The following is a 21,931-nucleotide window of genomic DNA, read 5'->3' as shown; positions in this document are numbered from 1 at the left end:
CGCGCCCGCCCTCTCAGTCCACCCACAGCGGAGCGCGGCCAAGGCGTACGGATGAGCCGGAGGACCCGTTTTCAACGTTGTAACGTGACGGCGTGACACGCGCGCGCATCGTCGTCGACCGAGACTTCACCCTCGGGGAGGTGCCGCGCCGCATCTTCGGCTCCTTCGTGGAGCACATGGGGCGCTGCGTCTACACCGGGGTCTTCGAGCCGGGGCACCCGGCCGCGGACGAGGACGGCTTCCGCACCGACGTCCTCGAGCTGACCCGCGAGATGGGCGTCAGCGTGGTCCGCTACCCGGGCGGCAACTTCGTCTCCGGCTACCGCTGGGAGGACGGCGTCGGCCCCGTCGCCGACCGGCCCCGTCGCCTGGACGGCGCCTGGCACACCGTCGAGTCGAACGCGTTCGGCCTGCACGAGTTCGTGGCCTGGGCCAAGAAGGCCGACGTCGAGGTGATGGAGGCGATCAACCTCGGCACCCGCGGCGTCGAGGCCGCCCGCGAGCTCGTCGAGTACGCGAACCATCCCGGCGGGACCGCGCTCTCGGACCGGCGCATCGCCAACGGCGCGAAGGACCCGTTCGGCATCAAGCTGTGGTGCCTCGGCAACGAGATGGACGGACCCTGGCAGATCGGGCACAAGACCGCCGACGAGTACGGCCGGCTGGCGCAGGAGGCCGCGAAGGCCATGCGCTACGTCGACAGCAGCCTCGAGCTGGTCGTCTGCGGCAGCTCGGGCTCGCTGATGCCGACCTTCGGCGCCTGGGAGCAGACCGTGCTCGGCCACGCGTACGACGAGGTCGACTACGTCTCCATGCACGCCTACTACGAGGAGTCGGGCACCGATCACGCCAGCTTCCTCGCCTCGGCCGTCGACATGGACCACTTCATCGAGTCCGTCGTCGCGACGATCGACGCCGTGGGCGCCGCCCGCAAGAGCCGCAAGAAGATCAACATCTCGTTCGACGAGTGGAACGTCTGGTACCAGGGCCGCGACGACGCCGACAGCCCCTCCCAGGTGGGCAAGTCGGGCTGGGTCGAGCACCCGCGCCTGATCGAGGACGTCTACACCGTCACCGACGCGGTCGTGGTCGGCACCTTCCTCAACTCGCTGCTGCGCCACGGCGACCGCGTCACGATCGCCAACCAGGCCCAGCTCGTCAACATCATCGCGCCGATCCTCACCGAGCCGGGCGGCGCGGCCTGGCGGCAGTCGATCTTCTGGCCGTTCGCGCGGACCTCCGCGCTGGCGCAGGGGGAGATCCTGCGCCTGCACGTCGACTCCGAGGTCATGGACACCCCGCGCTACGGCGACGCGGCGCTGGTCGACGTGAGCGGCACGTACGACGCAGACGCCGGCACGGTCGCGCTGTTCCTGGCCAACCGTTCCGTGGAGGAGGCAGCCGACGTCGAGGTCGACCTGCGCGGGCTCATCGCCGGGCAGGTCCTCTCCGCCGAGGTCCTGACCGTGCCCGAGGGCGGGGACCGCCACAGCGTGAACGCCGCCGACGACGAGCGGGTCCGGCTCCAGCCGCTGGGCGGGGTGAGCCTGGAGGGCGAAGGTTCCGTCGTCCGCCTGCGGCTCCCGGCCCTGTCGTGGTCGGCCGTGCAGCTCGAGGTCGCCTCGGCCTGACCCGGCGGAGACCGGAGGGGATCCGACCGCTCAGACGCGGTCAGATCCCCTCCGGTCGTCGATCACGCGGCGCGGCGGACGTTCGCCGTGCCCGACACCACGGTCGCGGTGACCTGCAGCACCTGCGCGGGCATCGGCCGGCTCGTCGTGATGCGGACGGTGGGTTCGTGGCGCTCACGACGCAGGTGGCGCTTGACCGTCGAGAGCGAGCAGCCGAGGCGGTGGGCGAGCTGCTCGAGGGTCTCGTCCGGGTTGGCCCGGCGCAGCCGGAGCACCTCGTCGTGGTCGACCTGGCGGGTGCCGCCGACCACGCCGGCCAGCGTGTCGAGGTCCTCGTGCTCGACGACGATCCCGAGCCGGCGGCGGATCTCGCCCCGCTGGCGGACCGTCGTCCCGGCGACGAAGCCTGACACGTCGTGCCGTACGACCGCGTCGTAGAGGCACGCGGCCCGCAGCGGGCACGCCTCGCAGGTGGCGCGGGCCTGGCCGAGCAGCCTGGTCTGCCGGTCGCGGTCCTCGCGGGTCAGGGCCCCGCGCGGCGGGTCCTCGACCAGCACGTCCTGGAAGACCTCCGGGCTGGAAGCGCAGGCGGGCCCGCGACGCCGCGAGCCGGCGGCCGGCGCCGCGTGGAGACCGGTGGTACGGGACAGGGTCGACGTGGACATGCACCCTCCGAGGTGTCGTCGATGGACAACTGCCCGGATGGGACGCAGCCCGGACGACCCCGGTTCCCTGCCGCGGAGAAGAAAGTTCGAGCAGCTGCGCCGCGCCCTCCCCCCGGGCGGCCCGCAGCCGCCGCAGCCCGTCGAATAGCTCAGAGGGCGTGGGCCGGGCGATCCCTGGGGCACGACTCGGACGAGCTACGAACCGGATGCGCCCGGGAGCCGGGAGGGGCGGGGCACGGTTCGGCGAACCTGAGATGCCTGAATCGCGACCGACGGCCGAGGAGAGCTCCGGGACGAGGACGAGGGGCAGGTTCGCGGGACCGTGCCCCGCCCCTCCCGGCGTAGGTGACCGACGAAAGCCGGCACCGTCAGAGGTACATCCCCCCAGCACCACCGCCCGGCTGGGCCCCGGGCTGCGGCAGCTGCGGCCCGCCCGGGGGGAGGGCGCGGCGCATCTGCTCGAGCTGCGCCCGCGCGGCCATCTGCTGCGCGAACAGCGCGGTCTGGATGCCGTGGAAGAGGCCCTCGAGCCAGCCGACGAGCTGCGCCTGCGCGATCCGCAGCTCGGCGTCGCTCGGCGTGGCGTCCGCGGAGAAGGGCAGCGACAGCCGCTCGAGCTCGTCGACGAGGTCGGGGGAGAGGCCCTCCTTGAGCTCGGCGATCGAGGTCGTGTAGATCGCGCCCATCCGCTGCCGGCTGGCCTCGTCGAGCGGCGCCGACTTCACCTCGTCGAGAAGCTGGCGGATCATCGTCGCGATCCGCATGACCTTGGCCGGCTCGGACACCTGGTCGGTCACGGAGGTGGCGGTGGCGGGCTTGGCGCCTTCGGCCGGCTCGGCGGGCGGCCCCTCGACGGCCATGGCCTGGGGCGTCACGACGTACACGCGGCCGTCCTCGGTCGCCCCGGCGACACCTCCGGGCTGCTGCTCCTGCTCGGTCCCGCTCGCGTCGCTCGACATGCGCCCGATCCTAGGCAGCCCCTCCGACACGCCCCGGAGCCGCTCGTCCGGCTGCCAGGGCCTGCCTCCGCACCGCGGCGTCCCTCGTGCGGGTCCGAGCGGTACGCCGAGGACGGGCTCCGCGGGTTCCGGTGGAGGGGCAGGCAGGGGGCGGGCGCTCGGACCGGCTGAGCGGTCCGGCTAAACCACTTCGTCGAGGCGCCGGCGGTCACTAGCCTGAGACACCTGATGCACGACTTCCCCCCGCTGGTCCACGCCTACAGCGACGGCCCCGCGGGTGCGCCGGAGCGTGGCGAGGTCTTCCGCCACCCCGACCTGCGGGGCCCGAAGCGCTTCCTCCTCTGGCTCCTGCGCCAGCAGTGGCAGGTCGTCGTCGTCGCCTGCCTCGTCAGCATGCTCGAGTGGCTGCCCGGCTCGGTCGGCCCGTACGTCATCGGCCGCGTGATCGACGACGGCATCCGGGCCGGCGATCCCGGCACCACCGTGCGGCTGCTGCTGGTTCTCCTCGGCCTGGTCCTGGTGGGCGTCGTGGCCGGCGTGCTCTACCACACGCTCGTCGTGCGCTCCTGGCTCATCGGGATGTACGGGCCGATGAAGCTCGTGACCCGCAAGTCGACCCAGCTCGGCTCGGTGCTGTCGCGGCGCAGCCCGACCGGTGAGGTGCTGAGCGTGTCGGCGTCGGACAGCGACGAGTTCGGCGGGCTCACCCAGATCGTCTCGGAGGCGGTCGGCGCCTTCATCGCCACGCTCGTCATCGCCGGGCTCGTGCTGAGCACCTCGGTGCCGCTCGGCCTGCTGGTCCTCGTCGCCGCGCCGCTGATCGTGCTGCTCGTCGTGCCGCTGTTCCGCCCGCTGCAGCGCCGCGAGGAGACCGAGCGGAACCGTTCGTCCGAGCTCACCGGCCTGGCGACCGACATCGTCGCCGGGCTGCGGATCCTGCGCGGGATCGGCGGCGAGCGCACGTTCGGCCGCAACTACGCCACCCAGTCCGACCTGACCCGCCGCGCGGGGGTGTCGGCGGGGATCTGGCAGGCCGCGGTCGACTCGTGCGGCGTGCTGCTGTCCGGGCTGTTCCTCGTGCTGCTGGTCTGGCTCGGCACCCGCTCGGTCCTCTCCGGCGGGCTGAGCGTCGGCGAGCTCGTCAGCTTCGCCGGCTACGCGGTGTTCATGGTCTGGCCGGTGCAGTCGTTCTTCACCTTCGCGCAGAAGTGGATCCGCAGCATCGTCTCCGCGCGCAAGGCCGTGACGCTGCTGACCGAGGACCCGCCGTGGGACGCCGGGGACCCGACGCTGGCCCTGCCCCGCGAGGGCGCGCTCGCCGACGACCGCTCCGGCTTCGTCGCCGAGCCGGGGCGGATGACCGCGCTCGTCTCGGCCGTCCCCGAGGAGTCGGCCGCGCTGGCCGACCGTCTCGGGCGCTACCTGCCCGCCCGACGCGGAGCCGTCGGCCTCGACGTCGACGCCACCCTCCACGGGCGGGCGCTGCGCCGTGCGCGCGACGAGCAGCGCGCCCGGCGCCGGGCGGTCGCGGCCGAGGACCGGGCCGTGGCCAACGGCCGTACGGGCGTCACGCTCGGCGGCGTCGACCTCGGCGAGGTGCCCGTACGGGCCGTCCGCGAACGCGTGCTCGTCAGCGACGCGAGCAGCAGCACCTTCGCCGGCACGCTGCAGTCGGTGCTCGACCCGCACGGCCGGCTGACCCGCGAGCAGGCCGAGGCCGCGGTCCACGCGGCCGTGGCCGAGGATGTCTACGAGGCGCTGCCCGGCGGCTGGCAGGGCGTCGTCGAGGAACGCGGCCGTGGCCTGTCCGGCGGCCAGCGCCAGCGGCTCGTCCTGGCCCGGGCGCTCGCGCTCGAGCCCGACGTGCTCGTGCTCGTCGAACCCACGTCGGCCGTCGACGCGCACACCGAGGCCGAGATCGGCGTACGCCTGCGGGCGGCCCGGTCCGGCCGGACCACGGTCGTCGTCACGGCGTCGCCGCTGCTGCTGCACCAGGCCGACACCGTGGCCCTGCTCCACGACGGGCGGGTGGTCGAGACCGGCACCCACGAGGAGCTGCTCCACGGTTCCGCGGCCTACCGGCGCGTCGTGACCCGGTCCGCGGTCGACCAGTGGGAGGCGAGCGATGTCTGACCTCGCGGTGACCGGCACCCCGGAGGTGGCGGTGGACGGCGCGCTCGCGGCGCGCCCGCTGCCCGACTCCGCGCAGACCTGGAGCGAGGAGCGCGTGCCCGCCCGCGTGCCCGCGGCCCTGCTGCCCCCGAGCACGCGCTCGCCGGGGCGCCGGCTCGCGGCGTGGCGCTCGCGCCACCGGCTGCGGGCGGCGCGGGCGCAGGCCTACTACGACGGTTCGCTGCACCCCGAACGGGCCCTGCCGGTCGCGACGCGCGGCGTCGTCGGCCGCTTCGCGCTCGCGCTCGTGCGCAGCCGGCGCCGGACGGTCGTCGCCCTGCTGGTCCTGCACGCCCTCGCGGCGCTGGCCGGGCTCGTCGTGCCGCGCGTCGTCGGACGCCTCGTCGACCAGACCGCGGCCGGCGGCACGAGCGTCGACTCCGTCGACGCGCTCGCGCTCGCCGTCGGCGCCGTCGTCGTGGTGCAGGCCGTGCTGACCTTCCTGGCCCTGCGGATGTCGGTGCTGTTCGGCCAGGACCTGCTGGCCTCGGCGCGCGAGCAGGTGGTCGACACCGTGCTCGCCCTGCCGCTCGGCCGGGTCGAGTCGGCGAGCTCGGGCGACCTCGTCACCCGCGTGACCCGCGACGTGTCGGAGATGAGCCGCAGCGTGCGCTACGGCCTGCCCGAGGCGGCCGTGGCCGCGGCGACCACCGTGCTGACCATCGGCGCGATGCTGCTGAACTCGCTCTTCCTCGCCGTGCCGCTGCTGCTCAGCCTGCCCGTGCTGGTCGTCGCGGTGCGGCGCTACCTGGCCCGGGCCGCGCAGGGCTACGTGACCGAGGGCGGCACGTACTCCCTGATCAACACCTCGCTCACCGAGACGGTCGAGGGTGCGCGGACGGTCGAGGCGCTGGGCCTGCAGGAGCGTCGCAACACCGTCAACGACGACGACATCGCCGAGTCCTCGCAGGCCGAGCGCTACACGATGGCGCTGCGCAACCTGCTCTTCGGCGGGCTGGGGCTCGCCTTCGACACCCCGCTCGTGCTGGTGCTGGCCCTCGGCGCGTACGGCTACGCCCGCGGCTGGGTGACCCTCGGCCAGCTGACGGCGGCGACGCTCTACCTGCAGGCGCTCAAGGAGCCGCTGCAGCGCCTGATCCGGAACCTCGACCAGCTCCAGGTCGGCATCGCCTCGACCGCCCGCCTGCTCGGCGTCGCCGAGGTGCCGCAGGACCGCGAGGCGGGCGACGCACTGCCGGTCGGCAGCCGGCTCACCGGCACCGACCTGCGCTTCGCCTACCGCCCGGGCCGCGACGTGCTGCACGGCGTCGACCTGGCGCTCCGGCCGGGCGAGCGGCTCGCGATCGTCGGGCCCAGCGGGTCGGGCAAGTCGACGCTGGGCCGGCTGCTCGCCGGCATCAACGGGCCGCGGACGGGTTCGGTCACGGTGGGCGGCGTCGAGCTGCTCGAGCTGCCGCTGCCCGTGCTGCGGACCGAGGTCGCGCTGGTGACCCAGGAGCACCACGTCTTCGCCGGGTCGGTGCGCGACAACGTCGTGCTGGCCCGCGAGGACGCCGGCGACGACGTCGTGCTCGAGGCCCTGCGGACGGTCGAGGCGCTGGACTGGGTCGAGCGGCTGCCGCACGGCCTCGACACCCGGCTCGGTTCCGGGCACCTGGAGCCGACGCCGTCGCAGGCCCAGCAGATCGCGCTGGCCCGCCTGGTCGTCGCCGACCCGCACACGCTGGTGCTCGACGAGGCGACCTCGCTGATCGACCCGACCACGGCGCGGCACCTGGAGGGTTCCATGGCCGCGCTGCTGGCCGACCGCACCGTGGTGGCCATCGCGCACCGCCTCCACACCGCGCACGACGCCGACCGGATCGCGGTGGTCATCGACGGGCGCATCGCCGAGCTGGGTTCGCACCACGACCTCGTGGCCGCCGACGGCGAGTACGCGCGCCTCTGGCGGGCCTGGACCAGCTGAACGGCACCCCGGCCGCCCGCGACCGACCTAGCCTGGCGGGGTGACCCTCCCGACGACGACGGACGGCGCGCCGGTCGTCCGGCGACGGGTGCTCCTCGTCGTCGTGGCCGCGCTCGCGGTGGTCGCGCTCGTGGTCGCCGTGAGCCAGGCCTCGACGGCTCTGCCGCGCGTGCCCGCCGCATACGCCGGTGGCGGGGAGCGCCTGCCGCCCTGGCCGGCGCCGGCCGACCCCGCCGTGGGCGTTCGCGCCGCAGGGCTCGACGCGGCGCCGTCGGAGGGCGTGGTCCAGCACTTCCACGTGCACCTCGACGTGCTCGTCGACGGGCGGCCCGTCCCCGTGCCGGCGAACCTCGGCATCGACGTGCAGCGCCAGCTCTACGCCGAGCTCCACACGCACGCCGACAGCGGGGTGGTCCACGCCGAGGCGGCAGATCCCGACACGGCGTTCACGCTCGGCCAGCTCTTCGTCGAGTGGGGCGTCCGGCTGGACGAGCGGCACCTCGGCGGCCTGCAGTCGGGTGGCGGGAAGCGGCTGTGGGCGTTCGTCGACGGCCGCCCGCTCGACGGCGACCCGGCGGCGCTGCGGCTGGTCGACCACCAGGAGATCGTCCTCGCGTTCGGCCCCGAGCCGCCGTCGCCGGTGCCGTCGGGCTTCGACTTCGTGGCGCACCCCACCTGAGCGTCCGCGCCCGCCGGCGGCGCCCCGCGAACCACGACCGCCCGGATGGTCCTGCCGGGCCCGCGCCCTGAGATCCGACCCGTCGACGGCCCGCTCCCACCCGGCACGGGGCGGGCCGCCGGTCGAGCGATCGGATCTCAGGGGTGGCGGCGGCTACTCGGCGGGGGTCCAGATCCGCATGGCGCCGGGAGCGCGGTTGCCCCAGACGTAGTACGGCACCGCGGTCAGGGTGACCGGTTCGCCGTCGGTCGGCGCCGCGGTGGAGGCGTCCGCGTACGGCCACCAGCCCTCGGCGGGTCGGGGGCGGACGCGGCCCGGCGCGGCCAGGGTGACGACGTCGGCCGGGAGGCCGTCGTCGGTGGACCTCACCTCGACGGTCGCGGTCGGGTCGAGGATCACGTCGTCGAGGCGGTGGCCGGGGTTGTCGACGGCCTCGAAGCAGTAGACGACCGGGCCCCGCTCGAGGGCGACGCTCGCCCGGTCGGCGTCGACGCGGCTGTCGGCTCGGGTGAAGCGCGGCTCGAGCGGCAGGTCGAGCACGAGCTCGTCGCCGGCCGCCCAGACGCGGGTGACGGTCGCCCAGCCGTCGGCGACGGTGGGCTGGACCGGCTCGCCGTTGACGGTCAGCGTGGCGCCCGACGCCCAGTGGGGGATCCGGACGGTCAGACCCCAGGTGCCGGGGGAGTCCTCGACGCGGACGCGGACCCGGCCGTCCCACGGGTAGTCGGTCTCGACGGCCACGGTCGCCTCACCGTCGCCGACGGGGGCGGTCCAGGAACCGCTGACGAACTGGTGCAGCCGCAGCCCGGCCGCACCGCCGAGGGCCACGTAGTGCTCCAGCGAGGCGAGGGTGCGCATGACGTTGGGCGGGCAGCACGCACACTTGAACCACGGCTTGCGGGCGTAGTCACGGTCGTTGCCGCCGGCCATGTGACCCTCGCGCACCTGCAGCGGGTTGGCGTAGATGTAGCGCTGCCCGTCGAGCGACAGCCCGGCGAGGAAGCCGTTGTAGAGCGTGCGCTCGACCAGGTCGGCGTACCGGGCCTCGCCGGTGATCATGAGCATCCGCCAGCTGAACATCACCGAGGCGATCGCGGCGCACGTCTCGCAGTAGCTGCGCTCGTTCGTCAGCTCGTACGGGTCGCCGAACGCCTCGTCGGTGTGGTGGGTGCCGATGCCGCCGGTGAGGTAGGTCTTGGTGGCGACCATCTCGTGCCACAGGCGGTCGGCGGCCTGGATCAGCGACTCGTCGCCGTCCTCGACGTAGAGGTCCGCGACGCCGGCCAGGAGGTAGAGCTGGCGCACCGAGTGGCCCTCGACCGAGGTCGCCTCGCGCACCGGCTCGTGGTCCTGGAAGTAGTGCGAGCCGAAGGCGTGGCCGGCCAGCAGCCCGTGGCCGCGCCGGTCGACGAAGTAGCGGGCGGCGTCGAGGTAGCCCTGCTCCCCGGTCTCGCGGTAGAGCTCGACGAGCGCCGTCTCGACCTCCGGGTGCCCGTCGATCCCGTCCACGCGGCCCTCGCCGCTGCCGAAGGACGCGACGACGAGGTCGGCGACGCGCCGTGCCACGTCGAGCAGCCGGGCGTCGCCGCGGGTGCGGTGGAGGGCGACGGCGGCCTGGATCAGGTGCCCGGCGCAGTAGAGCTCGTGGCCCCAGGCGAGCTGGACGAAGCGCTCGCCGGGGAAGTTCACCTGGAAGTAGGAGTCGAGGTAGCCGTCGGCGGCCTGGGCCGCCTCGAGCACCTGCGTGGAGGCGTCGAGGAACTGCTCGAGCCGGGCCTCGCCCTCGGCGTCGAGGTCGGGGTCCGCGAGCGTCCAGGCGACGGCCTCGAGCCACTTGTAGAGGTCGCTGTCCAGGAACGGCAGGCTCCCGACGTACGGGGTCCCCTCGTGCCGGCCCGCAGCGAGCTCGAGGTTGGTGAAGTTCCCGGCCTCGTGGAGCCGGTCCCAGCCGGTGGTGACGCTGACCTCGCGGTTGACGCGGCGGCGCTCGGCCCACAGGCCGCCGGTCACCCGGCCGCGGGTGGCGGGGAGGAGGGCCGTACGGCGGGTGTCGACGAGGCGGACGGGTCCGGTCCGGTCGGCGGGGGAGGGAGAGGTGTCGGGGGCGGGCCGGGTGGCGGTGTCGGTCATGGGTGGTCCTTCCGCAGGCGCGGGACGTGGGTCGCGAAGGTCGGTGGAACGGGGTCGTGCGGTCGTGGCGGTCGGCGGGGCGTCACTTGAGGGCGCCGTTGAGCATCCCGCTGACGTAGTAGCGCTGCAGGAGCACGTAGATCACGATGCAGGGGATGATCGTCAGGGCGACCCCGGCCTCGAGGGCACCCCAGTTGACGCTCCCGAACTGGCCCGAGGTCACCAGGGTCAGCGTCACGGGCAGCGTGAACTTGTCCTGGTCGGTGAGCAGGATGAGCGCGGCGAAGAACTCGTTCCAGCTGGCGAAGAACGTCAGCAGCGCGGTGGTGATCACCCCGGGCATGACGATCGGCAGCATGATGTGGCGCAGCGCGGTGAAGATCCCGCACCCGTCGACGAGCGCGGCCTCCTCCAGCGTCCCCGGCACGGCCGCGAACGAGTTGCGCATGATGAACAGCCCGAACGGCAGGTTGAACGTCACGTAGACGACCGTCAGGCCGACCAGGGAGTTGTTGAGGCCGAGCGTCTTCAGCACCATGAACAGCGGCGTGATGATCGCCTGGAACGGGATCATGAACGTCGCCAGCGCGACGAAGAAGACGACGTTGCTCCCGGGGAAGCGGGCCCGCGCCAGGGCGTAGCCGGCGAGCGTGGCGACGACCACCGTCAGCACCGTGGCGGCGAGGGTGACCATGACGCTGTTCAGCAGGTTGCCGAACACGTTGAGGCCCTGCACGCTCGCCAGGTGGGTGAAGTTGCCCAGGGTCGGCGCGTGCGGGAAGGCCGTCGGGGGGATCTGCCCCTGCTCGGCCGGACCCTTGAGCGCCATCGAGAGCATCACGTAGAGCGGGTAGAGGAACACCACCGCCAGGCAGAGGCACACCACCCACCACGCCGCCGCCGGCATCGAGCGGCGGACCTCGCCCACGAAGCCGCGTCGGGCGCGCTGCTCGCCTCGCGCCTGGCCGGACGGCCCGGAGGCCGTACGGGCGGTGGTCGCCGTCGCGGTGTCAGCCATGGTCGGTGTTCCTCAGCAGCAGCATCTGCACGGCGCTGACCACGGCGAGCACGACCATCAAGAAGACGGACAGCGCGGCGCCGTAGCCGAGCTTGAAGGAGATGAACGAGGTGCGGTAGATCGCGTAGACGGCGGTGATCGTCGAGTTCGCGGGACCGCCGTTGGTCATGATGAAGAACTGGTCGAAGGCCAGCAGCGAGCCCGCCACCGAGAACACCAGCACCAGCGCCAGCGTCGGCCGCAGCAGCGGGACCGTGATGTGCCGGAAGCCCTGCCAGCGGCTGGCGCCGTCGATCCGGGCCGCCTCGACGACGTCGTCGGGGATGGAGTTGAGGCCCGACAGGAGCAGCAGCATCTGCAGCCCCACGACCTTCCAGGTGACCATCCCGATGACCATGAGCAGGGCCCCCCAGGTGCCGGCGAAGATGTTGCCGTCCGCCGGCACGATCCCGACCCGTCGCAGCAGGTCGAACAGCGGCCCGATCCGGGCCTGGCCGAGGTAGAGCCACAGGAAGGACCCGGCCGCGAGGCCGATGCAGACCGGCATGAAGTAGATCGACTGGAAGACCCGCGCGGCCCGGACGCGGCGCCGCACGAGCAGCGCCATCCCGAGCCCGATCAGGAACAGCACCGGGGTGATCACGACCGTGTAGACGAGCGTGAACTTCATGGCCGTCCGGAAGCCGGGGTCGGCCACCGCACGGGCGTAGTTGTCCAGCCCGACGAAGCGGTGCCGGCCCAGCAGCGGCCAGTTGTGCAGCGAGATCCAGAAGGTCATCACGAGCGGGACCAGGAAGAAGGCGGCGATCAGCACGATCGCGGGGGTGGCCATGGCCAGCCCGACCAGGGCGCGCCGGCGGCTGACCCGCATCCCCCGGCGCGCCGCTGCGAGCGGCGCGCCGGGGGTGCCGGGGGCACCGGCCGACCCCGGGGTGAGGTCGACGACGGACGTCATGCTCGGGTCAGCCGGCGTCGATCAGGGACTGGGCCGACTTCTGCCCCGCCGCCTGCGCGGAGGCGACGTCCGGCCCGAAGACGGCGTCGTTGATCATCTTGACCCAGGGGCCGTTGTTGTCGTTGAAGACGCCGTTCTCGACCGTGCTGTACGGGGTCTTGCCCTCGCCCATCAGCTTCCCGAACACCGCGTACGCCGGACCCTGGGTGGCGTAGATCTTGGGCACGAGGTCGGTGCGGACCGGCACGCTGCCGTTCTTGGCCAGGAAGGTCTGGGCCTGCTCGTCGGTCGCCCACTTCACGAAGTCCTCGGCGCCCGCCTCGTTCTTCGTGCCGCTGATCACCGAGATGACGTCGCCGCCGGCGAAGGAGGCGGTGCCGCCGTCCTTGCCCGGGATCGGCGTCACGCCGTAGTTGATCTTGGCCTTCTCGACCGTCGGGATGGCGAACGCGCCGAGCGTGATCATGCCGACCTTGCCGCTGTCGAAGAGCGGGAGCTGCTGGGTGCCGGCGTCGTTCTTCGACGCGCTGGAGACCGAGCCGTCCTCCCACATGTCGCGGTAGAGCTGCAGCGCGTCGCTGACCTGCGGGCTGTCCAGGGTGGCCTGCTTGCCGTCCTCGCTCAGCACGTCGCCGCCGCTGGCCCAGATGTGCGGGGCGAACTCGAAGACGTTGCAGCCGCCGCAGGCCCCGGCGAAGGTGAAGCCGTAGTAGTCGCTGCCGAGCGCCCGGATCTTCTTGGCGTCGGCGCGCATCTCCGCGTACGTCGTGGGCGGGCCGTCGATCCCGGCCTTCTTGAACAGGTCCTTGTTGTAGTAGATCGCCGACGCCTCCGCGGTGAACGGCAGCGCGTACGTCTTGCCCTCGAAGGTCGCGAGGCGCTGGTGCGAGGGGCTCAGCGAACCCTTGTAGGGCAGCGAGTCCGCCATCTCCGTGATGTCCTCGAGCGCGCCCGCCGAGGCGAAGTACGGCGCGTAGACGAGGTCGATCGACGACACGTCGGGGCCGGAGCCGGCCGCGGCGGCGGTGCCGAGCTTCTGCACGAAGTTCGCCGCCGGGATGATCGTCACCTTGGCCTTGACCGCGTGGCTGGAGTTGTAGAGGTCGACCAGCTGGGGCATGAAGCCCTGCTCCGAGTCGCGGGCCCAGATCGTGATCTCGCCGCTGGGTGCTCCGCCGCTGCTGCCACTCCCACCGTCGGAGCCGCCGCCGCTGTCACCCCCGCCGCCGCAGGCGGTCGCCAGCAGGCTGACGGTGGCCACCGTCACGGCCAGCCCTCGTGCTCGTCTCATGGTCATCGGGTCTCCTGGCGTCGTCGTCGTCGCGGCCCGCGCGGGCACTGCGGAAACAAAGGAAATCGGTTTCCGCGGACGCTAGCCGTTTCTGGCCTTGCCGGTCAAGGGTGTGGTAGGCATTGCCTCTCCCGGCGTGTCGCCGGCGGCGGACGGAGGACCGGGTGGCCAGCGCGCGCAACGAGTCGGCGGTGACCGTGCGCGACGTGGCGCAGCTGGCGGGGGTCTCGCCCGGGACGGTGTCCAAGGCGCTCAACGGCCAGGGCCAGCTGCGCGAGGAGACGCGCCAGCGCGTGCAGGAGGCGGCCGACAAACTGCGTTTCCGGCCGAACCAGGTGGCCCGCAGCCTGGCCGAGGGGCGGACGTACACGGTCGGGATGCTGACGTCCGACAGCTTCGGTCGGTTCACGCTGCCGCTGATGGAGGGCATCGAGGACAGCCTCGGCGCGGGCAAGGTGTCGACGCTGCTCTGCGACGGCCGCGGCGACCCGCTGCGCGAGCGCCACTACCTCGCCGAGCTGCTGAACCGGCGCGTCGACGGCATCGTCGTGACGGGCCGGCGCCCGGACGCGCGGCGCAGCGTCGGCCAGCTGCCCATCCCCGTGGTCTACGTCCTCGGCCGCTCCGACGACCCCGGCGACCTGAGCGTGACGAACGACGACGAGCAGGGCGCCCGGCTGGCGGTCGAGCACCTCGTCGCCCACGGGCGTACGCGGCTCGCCTACGTCAGCGGTCCGGCGCACCACCTGTCGACGCAACTGCGGCAGCAGGGCTTCGAGGCGGCGGCCGCGGCGGCCGGCGTGGAGGTCGCCGATGTGTTGCTCGGGCGCTGGAGCGAGGCCTGGGGCCGCACGGCCGCGCAGATGCTGGCCCGGCGGACGGGTGGCGCGGTCGACGCGGTGTTCTGCGGCAGCGACCAGATCGCGCGCGGGCTCACCGACGGGCTGCGGGAGGCGGGGGTGAGGGTTCCGGTGGAGGTGTCGGTCGTCGGGTTCGACAACTGGGACGTGATGGCGGAGGCCGCCCGGCCGCCGCTGACCACCATCGACCCCCGGCTCGTCCGCCTCGGACGCGAGTCCGCGAGCCGGCTGCTGGCCGCGATCGACGGGGCCGAGCTGGGCCAGGGCGTGGTCGCGCAGCCCTGCGAGCTCGTCATCCGGGAGTCCTCCGTCCCGACCTGACCGGGTCGGCCCCGTAGGGTCCGACCCGTGGAGCACACCGACGCCAGCGCCCCGCCGACCGTGCTCGTCGTGATGGGGGTTTCCGGCACCGGCAAGTCGACCGTCGCCGGGCTGCTGTCCGAGCGCCTGGGCTGGCCGATGGAGGAGGGCGACGACCTGCACCCCGCCGCGAACGTGGCGAAGATGGAGCAGGGCGTCCCGCTGACCGACGAGGACCGCTGGCCCTGGCTCGACCGGGTCGCGGCCTGGATCGACGACCGGAGCCGGACGGGCGAGCCCGGCATCATCACCTGCTCGGCGCTGCGGCGGGCCTACCGCGACCGGCTGCGGCGCCCGAACGTCACGTTCGTCTTCCTGTCCGGCACCCGCGAGGTCATCTCGCGCCGCATGGCCGCCCGGTCCGGCCACTTCATGCCGCTGAGCCTGCTCGACTCCCAGCTCGCCACGCTCGAGCCGCCGGGCCCCGACGAGCAGGTCATCACCGTCCACCTCGGCGCCACCCCGGACGAGGAGGTCGCCCAGGTCCTCCGCGCCCTCTGAAGTTCCCCCGCCTGTGTCGTGAGGGGTCCGTGCATTTCACGTTGTCGTGAAATGCACGTGCTCAGCCACACCTGCAGGGTGGGAAGAGGTCCTGGAACCTGGGACAAGCGGAGCAGGTGGTGGCGTTCGCCGGGGTCCTCGGCTACCCCTGGACCGTCAGGACGATCTTGCCCACGTTGTCGCCCGACTCGAGGCGGCGGTGGGCCTCGACGACGTCGTCGAGGGCGTACGTGGTCAGCGGCGACGGCTTGATCGTGCCGTCGGCCAGCAGCGGCCAGACCTCGTCGGCGACGTGCCGGCAGATGTCGGCCTTCTGCTCGACCGGGCGGCCGCGCAGCGAGATCGCCGCGATCGACGCGCGCTTGGGCAGGAGCGCACCGAGGTCCACGGTCGCGCGGCGCCCGCCCTGGAAGCCGATGACGACCAGCCGCCCGTCCGGCGCGAGCAGGTCGACGTGCGCCTCGAGGTACTTCGCGCCCATGTTGTCGAGCACGACGTCCACCCCGCGCCCGCCGGTCGCCTCGCGGGTCTGGCCCGCCCAGTCGCCGGTGTAGGAGAAGGCGTGGTCCGCGCCGAGGTCGCGGCAGTGCTGCAGCTTGGCCTCGCTACCGGCCGTCGCGACGACCGTGGCGCCGAGCGCCTTGGCGTACTGGATCGCGAACGACCCGATGCCCCCGGCGCCGCCGTGCACCAGGTAGGTCTCGCCCGCCGACAGGTGCGCGTACGCCGCGGTCGACCAGACCGTCGCGGCCACCTCGATCACCCCGGCGGCGTCGACGAGGTCGTAGCCGGGTGGGGGCGGGACGACCTGGCCCGCCGGCACGACCACGCGCTCGGCGTAGCCGCCGCCGGCCAGCAGGGCCACGCAGGGCTGCCCGACGTCCCAGCCCTCGACCCCGGCCCCGAGGCCCGCGACGTGACCGGACACCTCGAGCCCGATGGTCTCGCTCGCGCCGGGGGGCGGCGGGTAGTGGCCCTCGCGCTGCATGAGGTCGGCCCGGTTCACGCCGGCCGCGACGACCTCGACCAGCACCTCGCCGGGACCCGGGTCCGGGTCGGCGACCTCGGCCACCCGCAGGACCTCGGGACCGCCCGGCTCGTCCACCACCACTGCACGCACGAGGTCAGCGTGCCACGGTCGCCGAAGCCCGCCTCGGCTAGGCTCGGCCCGCTCCCGCGGCGCCTGAAGGTGCGCGGCGGGGCCGGGCGGGGTCGCATAGTGGACTAGTGCAGACGCCTTGAAAGCGTCCGAGCGGGAGACCGTTCCGTGGGTTCGAATCCCACCCTCGCCGCTCGCTCGGGGGCTCCGACAGAATTGCGCTTCGTCGATCGGTTGATCCCCTAACCGGGGTGAGCGGAGCCCGGAGCCGAACCGTCCTCGGCAGGACGGCGCCGTCGCTGTGACGCGGAGCAGCGCCCACCGGTGGCGAGGTGTCCTCCCGTACCTTCGAGGTCGCCATGCCTGACCTGTTGCCCCTCGCGGCCGAGGGTTTCCTCGACCGCCTGCAGTCGGACTGGTGGCGCCTGGCCATCGTCGCTGCCGTCGCCGTGACCGTGCTCGTCGTCATGGTCCAGGCCGTGAGGTCGAAGCTCGCCGTCGCCGTCGCGACGTTCGGTGCCGCCTGGGTGACCTGGCAGCTCTGGAACCTCGTCTCCGGGAGCCGTACGCCCCTCATCAGCGGCGAACCGAGCCTCGGCCAGCTGCCGGAGGTCTACCGGGGCCAGGGGTGGCCGCTGGTCTGCGCCGTGGTCGCCATCCCGGTCTCGATCGGGATCTACGTGGCCACCGCGAAGACCCGGGAGAACGAGGCCGTCCCGGTGTGGATGCGCATCGTGGCCACGCTCAGCGTCTGGTTCGGGCTCCTGCTCGTCCTCAGCTTCGTCGTCGGCGCCACCCGCTCCTTCTGAGCCGGTCGGCCCGACACGGTGGGTCGCAGGACGGTGCGGACCGGGCGAGAGGTGCTCAGCTGCTGGGGAGTGGCGCGACCCCTCCCCAGCAGCTGGAACAGCGCTCAGCGCGACGAGTCGTCCTCGTCGGGCAGCTCCTCGACCGTCTGGACCACGCGCTCGGTGACCACGTAGCGGCGCAGGCGCGTCGTGCGCTCGCCCGGCCGTACGGCCTCCTGGTCGCCCTGCCCGGTGCCGGTGCCGGTGCCCGTCCCGGACGTGTCCGCGTGCTCCGGACCGTTCTCCGCCGCGACGCTCCGGTCGTCGGTGTCGAGGTCGGTCCCGGCCGTGCCCGAGGTGTCCGCGTGCCGCGGGGTCACGTCGGTGTCGTCGTCCGTACGGTCCCGGCCGACACCCCCGCCGAGGGCAGCACCCGCCGCCCCGCCGGCGCCGGCCGCGGCGGCACCGTGGCCCTGGTCGTGGCCCTGGTCCCGGTCAGGGTCGTGCCCGAGGTCGTCGTCCCCCGCGCGAGCCGTCCGGTCGTCGTCGGTGGCGTCGAACTCCCCGGCCCGGTCGTCCCGGTCGTGGTGCCCGACGGCGCCCAGGCCTGCGCCCGCGGCGCCCGCCGTACCGGCAGCGGCCGCGTCGTGACCGCGGTCGTCCCGGTCCGTCCCGAACCGGTCGCCGTCCTGGTCGTTCCCCACGCCGCCTCGGTCGGGGTTGTGGAGGCCGTAGTGCCGGTAGAGCTCGTCCTCCTCCTCGGGGGTCAGGTGCCCGTCGGTGTCCACCCGCGGCGCGCCGTGCACGGCGTCCTTGGTGACGCCGACCCGGATGTCGTCGCCGTCGAAGGCGGCGTCGCCCAGGGGCACGAAGGACTCCTGCGTGCCGAAGAGACCGGTCTTCACCGTCACCCACGCCGGGTCGCCCGTGGTGTCGGACGTGTAGACCTGGTGGACCGACCCGAGCCTGTCGCCGTCGGCCGTGCGCACGTCGGTCTGCTCCGTGATGCGGCCGAGATCGTCGGTGCTGATGCTCATCGCCCGACCTGCTGGGTCAGGCCGGAGGCTGCTGGTCGCCGCCGGCGAGGCGGTCGCGCACGGCGTCCTGGGCCTTGTCGACCTGCTCGGCGTGCTGCGCGCCGGTGCGCTGGTCGACGGCGTCGCCCGCCTTCTCGATGCCCTGGTCGACCTGGTCCGGGTGCTGCCCCGCGAGGTCCTTGGCCTTGTCCACGAAGTCGCCGATGCCCATGCTCGTCCTTTCGCCACGGGCCGCTCCGCGCACCGACGGGTGTCGTGCCGGACGGCCCTGTCCTTCGACGTCCGGTCTACCACCGGGGAGGACGAGGTCGACGGGCGGATCCGGCCGTTCACCGGAAGCTCGTCGGCGGCCGCCTCAGCCGCGCGCGCCCGCCTCGGCGACGACGACCTCGACGCCGGCCGCGCGGATCCGCTCCACCTCCTCGGGGTCGGCGCCGTCGTCGGTGATCAGGGTGGAGACGCGGTCGAGCCCGGCCATCTGGGCGAGGGCCACGCGCCCGACCTTGGAGGAGTCGGCGACGACGACCGTGCGCTGCGCCGCGCCGACCATGGCGCGGTTGGTGCGCGCCTCGGTCTCGTCGTGGGTGGTCACGCCGGCGCCCGCGCTGATCCCGTCGGCCCCGAGCACCGCTGTGCCGACGTTGACGGCAGTGAACGTGTTCTCGGCCAGCGCGCCGACCAGCTCCCACGACTCGGGGCGTACGAACCCGCCCGTCATCACCACCCGTACGCGACCGCGCGCGGTCAGCAGCGTGGCGATGGAGAGCGAGTTCGTCACCACCGTGAGGTCCTGGCGCCACTCGAGCGCCCGGGCCACCTCGCCGGTCGTCGTCCCGCCGCTGAGCGCGACGACGTGGCGCCCGGACGGCAGCCGGGCCGCCATGGCCCGGGCGATCGCCCGTTTGGCCTCGGCGTACTGGGTGCCGCGCAGGGCGACCGGCAGCTCCGTACGCCCCTCCGCGAGCGTCGCCCCGCCGTGGGTGCGGGTCACCAGGCGCTGGTCGGCGAGCTCGGTCAGGTCGCGCCGCGCGGTGGCCGGGGAGATTCCGAGGCCCTCGGTCAGCTCGGCCAGCGTGACCGTGTGCTGGTGGGCCAGCAGGTCGAGGATCGCGGTCAGGCGGCGGGCCCGCTGGGTCGAGGACGCCCGCAGCCGTGACTCCACCGCCGACGTGCCCACGGCACCTCCCGCGCCCGCGTCGAGCCGGATCGCTCGCCCAGGATGAGCACTTTAGCGTCCGGAACGCTCAGCTCGTTGCACGAAGCGCTCGCCCGCCGCAGGATCGACGGCATGAGCCCCACCGTCGTGTTCCTCGGAGCGGGAAGCGTCGTCTTCACGCGCCAGCTGCTCGCCGACCTCTTCCGCTTCGACGACCTGCCGCCGCTGCGCGTCGTCCTGCACGACATCGACCCGGAGCGGCTCGCCGTCGCCCGCGGCACGGCCGAGCAGGTCGCCGAGCGCTTCGACCGGCACCCGGAGCTGGTCGCGACGCTCGACCGTCGCGAGGCGCTCGACGGGGCGGACTTCGTGGTCAACATGGTGCAGATCGGCGGGATCGACGGGACGCGCGTCGACCTGCAGCTGCCGGCGGAGGTCGGGCTGCGCCAGACGATCGGCGACACCACGGGCGTCGGGGGCGTGTTCCGCGCGCTGCGGACCTTTCCGTTCCTGAGCGCCGTGGCGAAGGACATGACCGAGCTCTGCCCGGACGCGCTGTTCCTCAACTACACCAACCCGATGGCCATGAACGTCTGGTGGATGTCGGTCGTGGCCCCGAAGATCACCACGGTCGGGCTCTGCCACAGCGTGCACTGGACGGTCCACGGGCTGTGCGCGCTCGTCGGCGTACCCATGGAGGGGACCCACTTCCGCGCCGCCGGGGTCAACCACCAGGCGTGGCTGACCGAGTGGAGCCGCGACGGCCAGGACCTCTACCCGCGCCTGCGCGAGGTCATCGCCGCCGACCCCGAGCTGGACCGCCGGGTGCGCGTCGAGATCTTCAAGCGGATCGGCTACTACCCGACCGAGACCAGCGAGCACTCCGCCGAGTACCTGTCGTGGTTCCTGCGCTCCGACGCGCAGGTCGAGCGCTACCGCCTGCAGCCGCTGGAGTACCTCGGCATCTCCGAGGCCAACGTCGCCGAGTTCGAGGACGCGCGGGCGGCCCTGGCCGAGGGGCGGGCGCTGGAGCTCGAGGAGGGGGCCGCCGAGTACGCGCCGCAGGTCATCCACTCCGTCCTCACCGGCACCGAGCGCGAGATCCACGCGAACGTCGTCAACCCGGTCGGCGCCCCGCTGATCGACAACCTCCCCGAGGGCGCGGCCGTCGAGGTGCCGACGCGCCTCGACGCCGACGGCGTGCACCCGGTCGCGTACGGGTCGGTGCCGGAGGCCGGGGCCGCGCTCAACCGCGACTACCTCTCGGTCGCCGCGCTGACCGTGCAGGCCGCTCGCACGGGCGACCCCGAGCTCGTCCGCCGCGCCGTCCTGGTCGACCCCAACGCCAGCTCGACCCTGACGCCCGAGCAGATCTGGGCCCTCTGCGACCGCATGACGCAGGCCCACGCCGACCTCCTGCCGCGCACCCTCGGCGGGCGGCTGGACGTCGACCTGTCGGCCTGAGCGGTACGCGACCGCGCCGAGCGGCACCTCCTCCCGCCCCGGGCACGTCATGGTGCGGGAAGGGGTACCGCTCGTCGGTACGTGCGCTAGTCCAGCCCGAGGAACCGTCGCGCGTTGTCGCGGTAGAGGGCGGGCAGCAGCGCGGGGTCGAGGTCGAGGCCGCTGACCGTCCAGCGGCCCTGGCTGGGAACGGCGCCGGCCGGGTCGTACGCGAACGCCTCGTCCGCGGTCTCGAGGAACCGCACGTGCAGCCGGAACGCCGCGGCGCTCGTCGGGAAGATGTCGGTGCCGAAGAGCACCTGGTCGGGGTGCTCGTGCACGAAGCGGGCCGTGCGGCGCGGCTGGCGCCCGAGCTCGGCCATGCGTCCCGCGATGTCGACCGCGTAGTGCGGTGCCGCGTCGAGCAGCCGTCCGACGCGGTCGAGGTCCTCGGCCGCCCCGCCGACGTGCGCCCCGACGAACCGCGTCTGCGGGCAGGCGAGCACGAGGGCGGCGTGGGCGTCGAGCAGCGCATCGAAGGTGGGGAAGCGGGCGGGGTCGCCGAACCACCAGTCCCGGTGCTGCGCGAGCTCCTCGACGCGCTCGTTGTGCTCGTCGACGGGGGTGAAGAAGGCGACCGGGTCGGCGGTGTGGATGAGCACGGGCAGGCCCAGGTCGCCCGCGTGCCGCAGCACCTCGACGACGCGGGCGTCGTCCGGGCTGATCAGCGAACCGTCGGCGTCCCGCACGCCGAGGCCGAGGTCCTTCCACACCTTGACCCCGCGGGCGCCGCGCTCACGGCTCTCCTCCAGCGAGCGCCGCAGGACCGCGACGCCGTCCGGCTCGGCGAGACGGTTCCAGTCGAGCTGGCAGAAGGTGAGGAACCGGCCCGGGTACGCGGCGTCGTAGCGCTCGACGTTCGCCGTGACCTCCTCGCCCCACATCCCGTCGAGGTTGACCACCGTGTCGATGCCGCAGGCGTCCAGGTCGGCGACGAGCGCCCCGGGGTCGGGGACCATCCAGGGCCCGTCCGGCCACCGGCCCTCGGTCAGCCAGCGGCCCAGGTGGTTGTGGACGTCGATCGCGGGGACGGCGGTCCGCTCCACCGGCGTCCGGGGCGCGCGCAGCTGCGAGCGCGGGTGCCACGCGGTCAGCGGCATCCGCTGCAGCGCGTCCCAGTCGGGCTCCTCCACGGGTCCTCCGTCCTGGACCGCTCATGCGAGGTGAGCGAATCGAGCGAGATGGTTGGCGAGCGCTCAG

Annotated in this window: 19 protein-coding genes and 1 tRNA gene; 9 read left to right on the top strand and 11 right to left on the bottom strand. The window is 73.5% G+C overall.

Annotated features, from left to right (window positions below):
- Nucleotides 1-92 precede the first annotated feature (92 nt).
- Complete coding sequence (gene arfA / locus BMY04_RS02800; RefSeq protein ID WP_091177564.1) at nt 93-1,631, top strand: arabinosylfuranosidase ArfA; 1,539 nt, start codon at nt 93-95, stop codon at nt 1,629-1,631.
- Nucleotides 1,632-1,693: 62 nt separating this feature from the next.
- Here arfA and BMY04_RS02795 read toward each other — a convergent pair whose 3' ends face one another.
- Together BMY04_RS02795 and BMY04_RS02790 are read right to left on the bottom strand one after the other, a co-directional pair.
- Complete coding sequence (locus BMY04_RS02795; protein ID WP_091177563.1) at nt 1,694-2,296, bottom strand: winged helix-turn-helix domain-containing protein; 603 nt, start codon at nt 2,294-2,296, stop codon at nt 1,694-1,696.
- Between the two features lie 368 nt (nt 2,297-2,664).
- The gene (locus BMY04_RS02790; protein ID WP_091177562.1) at nt 2,665-3,255 is read right to left on the bottom strand and encodes a bacterial proteasome activator family protein; all 591 of its coding nucleotides are present in this window, start codon (nt 3,253-3,255) and stop codon (nt 2,665-2,667) included.
- Between the two features lie 228 nt (nt 3,256-3,483).
- Between BMY04_RS02790 and BMY04_RS02785 the strand changes: the two genes are divergently transcribed.
- Genes BMY04_RS02785 through BMY04_RS02775 form a run of 3 tightly spaced genes read left to right on the top strand, consistent with a single transcriptional unit; the run spans nt 3,484 to nt 8,033 of the window.
- Nucleotides 3,484-5,388 carry an ABC transporter transmembrane domain-containing protein gene (locus tag BMY04_RS02785; protein ID WP_091177561.1) on the top strand — a complete coding sequence of 635 codons (1,905 nt, stop codon included), beginning with the start codon at nt 3,484-3,486 and terminating at the stop codon, nt 5,386-5,388.
- Nucleotides 5,381-7,354 carry an ABC transporter ATP-binding protein gene (locus BMY04_RS02780; protein WP_091177560.1) on the top strand — a complete coding sequence of 658 codons (1,974 nt, stop codon included), beginning with the start codon at nt 5,381-5,383 and terminating at the stop codon, nt 7,352-7,354. Before BMY04_RS02785 ends, BMY04_RS02780 begins: the two co-directional genes overlap by 8 nt.
- A gap of 40 nt (nt 7,355-7,394) precedes the next feature.
- Nucleotides 7,395-8,033, top strand: coding sequence for a hypothetical protein (locus BMY04_RS02775; protein ID WP_091177559.1), 639 nt, complete (start codon nt 7,395-7,397; stop codon nt 8,031-8,033).
- A gap of 153 nt (nt 8,034-8,186) precedes the next feature.
- Here BMY04_RS02775 and BMY04_RS02770 read toward each other — a convergent pair whose 3' ends face one another.
- From BMY04_RS02770 to BMY04_RS02755, 4 genes are all read right to left on the bottom strand, one after another.
- On the bottom strand, nt 8,187-10,163 hold the full coding sequence (locus BMY04_RS02770) for a glycoside hydrolase family 127 protein (protein WP_091177558.1): 1,977 nt from the start codon (nt 10,161-10,163) through the stop codon (nt 8,187-8,189).
- Nucleotides 10,164-10,245: 82 nt separating this feature from the next.
- Entirely contained in the window at nt 10,246-11,181 is a 936-nt protein-coding gene (locus BMY04_RS02765) for a carbohydrate ABC transporter permease (protein WP_091177557.1), read from the bottom strand.
- Nucleotides 11,174-12,136, bottom strand: coding sequence for a carbohydrate ABC transporter permease (locus BMY04_RS02760; RefSeq protein WP_198409898.1), 963 nt, complete (start codon nt 12,134-12,136; stop codon nt 11,174-11,176). Before BMY04_RS02760 ends, BMY04_RS02765 begins: the two co-directional genes overlap by 8 nt.
- A 7-nt stretch (nt 12,137-12,143) precedes the next feature.
- Nucleotides 12,144-13,427: an ABC transporter substrate-binding protein gene (locus BMY04_RS02755; protein WP_091177902.1), complete on the bottom strand. Its 1,284-nt coding sequence runs from the start codon at nt 13,425-13,427 to the stop codon at nt 12,144-12,146.
- Nucleotides 13,428-13,591: 164 nt separating this feature from the next.
- Between BMY04_RS02755 and BMY04_RS02750 the strand changes: the two genes are divergently transcribed.
- Nucleotides 13,592-14,608 carry a LacI family DNA-binding transcriptional regulator gene (locus tag BMY04_RS02750; RefSeq protein WP_091177556.1) on the top strand — a complete coding sequence of 339 codons (1,017 nt, stop codon included), beginning with the start codon at nt 13,592-13,594 and terminating at the stop codon, nt 14,606-14,608.
- Between the two features lie 27 nt (nt 14,609-14,635).
- Nucleotides 14,636-15,148, top strand: a complete 513-nt coding sequence (locus tag BMY04_RS02745) for a gluconokinase (protein ID WP_232506057.1) — start codon at nt 14,636-14,638, stop codon at nt 15,146-15,148.
- Nucleotides 15,149-15,290: 142 nt separating this feature from the next.
- Here BMY04_RS02745 and BMY04_RS02740 read toward each other — a convergent pair whose 3' ends face one another.
- Complete coding sequence (locus tag BMY04_RS02740; protein WP_091177555.1) at nt 15,291-16,268, bottom strand: NAD(P)H-quinone oxidoreductase; 978 nt, start codon at nt 16,266-16,268, stop codon at nt 15,291-15,293.
- 85 nt (nt 16,269-16,353) lie between these two features.
- Between BMY04_RS02740 and BMY04_RS02735 the strand changes: the two genes are divergently transcribed.
- A tRNA-Ser gene (locus BMY04_RS02735) sits at nt 16,354-16,440 on the top strand.
- Nucleotides 16,441-16,606: 166 nt separating this feature from the next.
- Nucleotides 16,607-17,056, top strand: a complete 450-nt coding sequence (locus tag BMY04_RS02730) for a hypothetical protein (protein WP_139209719.1) — start codon at nt 16,607-16,609, stop codon at nt 17,054-17,056.
- A gap of 104 nt (nt 17,057-17,160) precedes the next feature.
- On the opposite strand, the gene BMY04_RS02725 is transcribed toward BMY04_RS02730, so the two are convergent.
- From BMY04_RS02725 to BMY04_RS02715, 3 genes are all read right to left on the bottom strand, one after another.
- A complete protein-coding gene (locus BMY04_RS02725) occupies nt 17,161-18,072 on the bottom strand; it encodes a PRC-barrel domain-containing protein (protein WP_091177553.1) in 912 nt (303 codons plus the stop codon).
- A 16-nt stretch (nt 18,073-18,088) separates the two neighbouring features.
- The gene (locus BMY04_RS02720) at nt 18,089-18,283 is read right to left on the bottom strand and encodes an antitoxin (RefSeq protein ID WP_091177552.1); all 195 of its coding nucleotides are present in this window, start codon (nt 18,281-18,283) and stop codon (nt 18,089-18,091) included.
- Nucleotides 18,284-18,427: 144 nt separating this feature from the next.
- A complete protein-coding gene (locus tag BMY04_RS02715) occupies nt 18,428-19,189 on the bottom strand; it encodes a DeoR/GlpR family DNA-binding transcription regulator (RefSeq protein ID WP_198409935.1) in 762 nt (253 codons plus the stop codon).
- Nucleotides 19,190-19,360: 171 nt separating this feature from the next.
- On the opposite strand from BMY04_RS02715, the gene melA reads away from it, so the two are divergent.
- Nucleotides 19,361-20,692, top strand: coding sequence for an alpha-galactosidase (gene melA / locus BMY04_RS02710; RefSeq protein ID WP_091177550.1), 1,332 nt, complete (start codon nt 19,361-19,363; stop codon nt 20,690-20,692).
- A gap of 86 nt (nt 20,693-20,778) precedes the next feature.
- Here the strand turns inward: melA and BMY04_RS02705 are convergent, their stop codons facing one another.
- Complete coding sequence (locus BMY04_RS02705; protein WP_198409897.1) at nt 20,779-21,864, bottom strand: amidohydrolase family protein; 1,086 nt, start codon at nt 21,862-21,864, stop codon at nt 20,779-20,781.
- Between the last annotated feature and the right edge of the window lie 67 nt (nt 21,865-21,931).

It is taken from the genome of Microlunatus flavus (assembly GCF_900110855.1).
Classification (GTDB): domain Bacteria; phylum Actinomycetota; class Actinomycetes; order Propionibacteriales; family Propionibacteriaceae; genus Microlunatus; species Microlunatus flavus.
This window is presented reverse-complemented; position numbering and strand designations above follow the sequence as displayed.

Coding starts and splice junctions, on each gene's coding strand:
- BMY04_RS02795 (WP_091177563.1), bottom strand. CDS start 2,296: ATGTCCACGTCGACCCTGTCCCGTACCACCGGTCTCCACGCGGCGCCG.
- BMY04_RS02720 (WP_091177552.1), bottom strand. CDS start 18,283: ATGGGCATCGGCGACTTCGTGGACAAGGCCAAGGACCTCGCGGGGCAG.
- BMY04_RS02770 (WP_091177558.1), bottom strand. CDS start 10,163: ATGACCGACACCGCCACCCGGCCCGCCCCCGACACCTCTCCCTCCCCC.
- BMY04_RS02760 (WP_198409898.1), bottom strand. CDS start 12,136: ATGACGTCCGTCGTCGACCTCACCCCGGGGTCGGCCGGTGCCCCCGGC.
- BMY04_RS02725 (WP_091177553.1), bottom strand. CDS start 18,072: ATGAGCATCAGCACCGACGATCTCGGCCGCATCACGGAGCAGACCGAC.
- BMY04_RS02790 (WP_091177562.1), bottom strand. CDS start 3,255: ATGTCGAGCGACGCGAGCGGGACCGAGCAGGAGCAGCAGCCCGGAGGT.
- BMY04_RS02780 (WP_091177560.1), top strand. CDS start 5,381: ATGTCTGACCTCGCGGTGACCGGCACCCCGGAGGTGGCGGTGGACGGC.
- BMY04_RS02755 (WP_091177902.1), bottom strand. CDS start 13,427: ATGAGACGAGCACGAGGGCTGGCCGTGACGGTGGCCACCGTCAGCCTG.
- BMY04_RS02765 (WP_091177557.1), bottom strand. CDS start 11,181: ATGGCTGACACCGCGACGGCGACCACCGCCCGTACGGCCTCCGGGCCG.
- BMY04_RS02785 (WP_091177561.1), top strand. CDS start 3,484: ATGCACGACTTCCCCCCGCTGGTCCACGCCTACAGCGACGGCCCCGCG.
- melA (WP_091177550.1), top strand. CDS start 19,361: ATGAGCCCCACCGTCGTGTTCCTCGGAGCGGGAAGCGTCGTCTTCACG.
- BMY04_RS02730 (WP_139209719.1), top strand. CDS start 16,607: ATGCCTGACCTGTTGCCCCTCGCGGCCGAGGGTTTCCTCGACCGCCTG.